The organism is Candidatus Thioglobus sp. (genome assembly GCF_028599055.1).
Lineage (GTDB): Bacteria > Pseudomonadota > Gammaproteobacteria > PS1 > Pseudothioglobaceae > Thioglobus_A.
Genome location: NZ_JAQRMS010000137.1, coordinates 1 through 2,841, shown reverse-complemented (window position 1 = coordinate 2,841; position 2,841 = coordinate 1). Strand labels below are relative to the sequence as shown.

The window sequence follows — 2,841 nt, the reverse complement described above, 5'->3', positions numbered from 1 at the left end:
TTAGTGTGCATTTGTGTTACAAAATCTATTTGAGTGTTTAGCTCAGATGAGATCTTGGTTGGGATAGATAACACTCTAAAATATTTAATGTTAGACACAGTTAATTGATTTTTGTTCGTATCAATATCTTTGATTTTAAGATTAAGCGCCTCACTTGACCTTAAGCCACAACCATATAGCAAATAAACCAACAGTTGATATGAGCCCTTTAAGTGGTAAATAATTGAATCAATCTGTTCTTTAGTTAGGACATCTGGCAAATTGACGCTATGTGTTAACCTGAGCTCAGATACGAAAGACTTATTAATCGGCACGTTAAGAATCTTATTGTAAAAAAACACAATCGCATTAAGTGCTTGATTGTAAGTAGAAGATTTAAGATTTTTCAAAGCCAGACTGGCTAAATACTCAGAAATGTGTTTCGTCTTAAATTGTGTTAATTCTATATTATGATATTTCACAAAGCGCCCAATCCAAGACTGATATACCCCAATAGACGCTTCACTGTAATGATTCTCATTTAACTTTTGAGTGATTTCTTGTTTGTTAATGAGTCGCATTTAGGATTTTATATCTATAAAAAATAGTGAAATATCATTAAGATTTGATAAAGATCAATGATTGCACTTTACTTTTAAATATCCGAGGGTTAAAGTAGGGTTTGTAGATTATGCAAACGCAACATCGCTTTGTAAGCTCGGGATAGTTAGAGTTTGAACATGTAGAGAGTTTGATTGGTTAAGCATTTTTTTGGCGCAACTTATACAACGGCCACAACAGGTGCCTACTTTAAGTTGTTTAGATAAATCATTCATCGAGGATGCACCTTTATTGATGGCAGTTTGAATGTCTTTATCGGTAACGGCGTTGCAAATGCAAATGTACATGATTATTAAATGTAAATGATAATGACTCTCATTATAATGTAAGTATTTAAGAACTGTCAACAGAAAAGGAATAAAAAATGAAAATTGATAACAATATAAATAAGACTTTAAATAAAGTGTTGAAAGACTCACTCACTATGATCAATCAATATTTCTTGCATGCAAGAATGTTAAATGATTGGGGTTTTGATGAATTGGGTGGTAAGAATTATAAATATTCAATTAAGGCCATGAAAGAGTCTGATGAGATGATTAAGCGAATTTTATTTTTAGAAGGTCTGCCAAATCTTCAAGATTTGGGCAAGTTAAATATTGGTGAAAATGTGTCAGAAATCCTTTCAGGAAATTTAGCCATGGAGACCCAATTTAGAGGTGTTTTACAATCAGGTATTTCAGAAGCTGAAGGTGAAAAAGATTACGTAACTCGTGATCACTTGAAAGAGTGCTTGGAAGAGTGCGAAGATCGACTAGATTACTTTGAAACCCAAATTAGTTTGTTTAATGATGTGGGTTCAGAGAATTACCATCAATCAATTATGTAATAAAAGGAGAGATAATATGAAAGGAAATACAAAAGTAGTAGATAAATTACAATTTTTATTAAAAGGTGAGCTTGCAGCTCGTGATCAATACTTTACTCATTCACGTATGTATGATGATTGGGGTTTATCAAAATTATTTGAACGACTTAATCATGAAATGGAGGAAGAGACGGATCATGCAGATCAGATCATTAAGCGTTTATTGTTTTTAGAAACAACCCCAGATTTGTCAATTCAAGATGGTTTAAATATTGGTTCAGATGTTAAGTCTTGTATTGAGGCAGATTTGGCACTTGAATACAAAGTCGTAGACGATTTAAAAGCAGCTATCAAGCTATGTGAAGAGGAAGAAGATTTTGTAACCCGTACCATGTTGCGTGGTCAGCTTGAAGATACGGAAGAAGATCATACTTATTGGTTAGAAAAACAATTGGGCTTGATTGAGAAAGTAGGGATGCAAAACTACATTCAATCTCAGATGTAACTTCTAAATTTAGCTGTTAATTCAGCTATGCATTAAAAAAATAGCACGCTTTTGCGTGCTATTTTTTTTGTCTGAAATATAGTAAAAGATTGCTACACAGGGCTTTAGTGATTATTCTGAGAATGATATTTCACATAAAACACTGTATTGTGATAAATTGCTTGCAATTGTAAATGAGAATCAGTATCATTTGCATCTAAGTACTTCGGGGAGAGGTACTGATAAGAATTATAAAATAAATTTGAGGAGAATAAGAAAATGACAGGTTTAGCAATGCAAAGTAATAAGGGTTATCTGGTGTTAACAAAAAGTCAAGTGGTTGAATATTTGGACAATTACCTAAGGTAGCCACAACAAGGTTGGAAATTGATTTGATCTCTCTTCTGAAATAATCCTGATTCAGATCAATTTCAACAAAAGCCTCTGAAGTCTAGTCCCCTTTGGAGCACCTATTACAACAGGTTAGACATTGGTATTAATATTTGAAATTCGAGTGAAACCTCCTTTTCATAAAAATAGAAAATTTTAATATCAATGCTGCCTTATAAGACTCTCTCCTTATAAGGCAAACTTTAAAAAAATAGAAGTGAACATATTACCAGTCTGGCTTTCACTCTCTCAAACTTTAATCCAGACTGGTAATACTGGCTGTCCTCTTGCCTAAAGAGGTCCTAATTTAAACTGGAGATTAATCATGACAATCGAGAAAAAGCACGTTCTACAAGCCATTACCATCATGAAACAATTGAAAACTAAAACACCAGTTGTTGTCAATACAGCCTCAAGTGATGGTTGTGACGGCTGTTGTGGTGAATGCGGCGGTCAAAATAAAAAATAAGACTAATGTATAACTTTTGGCAGCAAACTAAATTAAGTTATTTGCGTCGACACGAGCAAGTTAATTTTGAGTCAATGAGGCGACTTAACT

At 33.3% G+C, this 2,841-nt stretch carries 5 protein-coding genes; 3 read left to right on the top strand and 2 right to left on the bottom strand.

The features are described 5' to 3' along the window. Both PSN35_RS06830 and PSN35_RS06825 read right to left on the bottom strand, forming a co-directional pair. On the bottom strand, nucleotides 1-560 hold a 560-nt coding region (locus PSN35_RS06830), incomplete at its 3' end, for a phage integrase N-terminal SAM-like domain-containing protein (protein WP_300031293.1). A gap of 108 nt (nucleotides 561-668) precedes the next feature. Then, nucleotides 669-887 carry a (2Fe-2S)-binding protein gene (locus PSN35_RS06825; protein WP_300031290.1) on the bottom strand — a complete coding sequence of 73 codons (219 nt, stop codon included), beginning with the start codon at nucleotides 885-887 and terminating at the stop codon, nucleotides 669-671. 77 nt (nucleotides 888-964) lie between these two features. On the opposite strand from PSN35_RS06825, the gene bfr (PSN35_RS06820) reads away from it, so the two are divergent. The 3 genes from bfr (PSN35_RS06820) to PSN35_RS06810 all read left to right on the top strand — a co-directional run bounded on the left by bfr (PSN35_RS06820) (nucleotide 965) and on the right by PSN35_RS06810 (nucleotide 2,751). Next, nucleotides 965-1,429 (top strand): bacterioferritin, encoded by a 465-nt coding sequence (gene bfr / locus PSN35_RS06820; RefSeq protein ID WP_300031288.1) that lies wholly within the window; start codon nucleotides 965-967, stop codon nucleotides 1,427-1,429. A 16-nt stretch (nucleotides 1,430-1,445) separates the two neighbouring features. Then, nucleotides 1,446-1,913 (top strand): bacterioferritin, encoded by a 468-nt coding sequence (gene bfr / locus PSN35_RS06815; protein WP_300031285.1) that lies wholly within the window; start codon nucleotides 1,446-1,448, stop codon nucleotides 1,911-1,913. 694 nt (nucleotides 1,914-2,607) lie between these two features. Continuing rightward, nucleotides 2,608-2,751: a hypothetical protein gene (locus PSN35_RS06810; protein ID WP_300031282.1), complete on the top strand. Its 144-nt coding sequence runs from the start codon at nucleotides 2,608-2,610 to the stop codon at nucleotides 2,749-2,751. The last annotated feature ends 90 nt before the right edge of the window (nucleotides 2,752-2,841 follow it).

Bases quoted from the DNA above. Each gene is read 5' to 3' on its own strand.
- PSN35_RS06825 (WP_300031290.1), bottom strand. From the start codon at position 887: ATGTACATTTGCATTTGCAACGCCGTTACCGATAAAGACATTCAAACT.
- bfr (WP_300031288.1), top strand. From the start codon at position 965: ATGAAAATTGATAACAATATAAATAAGACTTTAAATAAAGTGTTGAAA.
- bfr (WP_300031285.1), top strand. From the start codon at position 1,446: ATGAAAGGAAATACAAAAGTAGTAGATAAATTACAATTTTTATTAAAA.
- PSN35_RS06810 (WP_300031282.1), top strand. From the start codon at position 2,608: ATGACAATCGAGAAAAAGCACGTTCTACAAGCCATTACCATCATGAAA.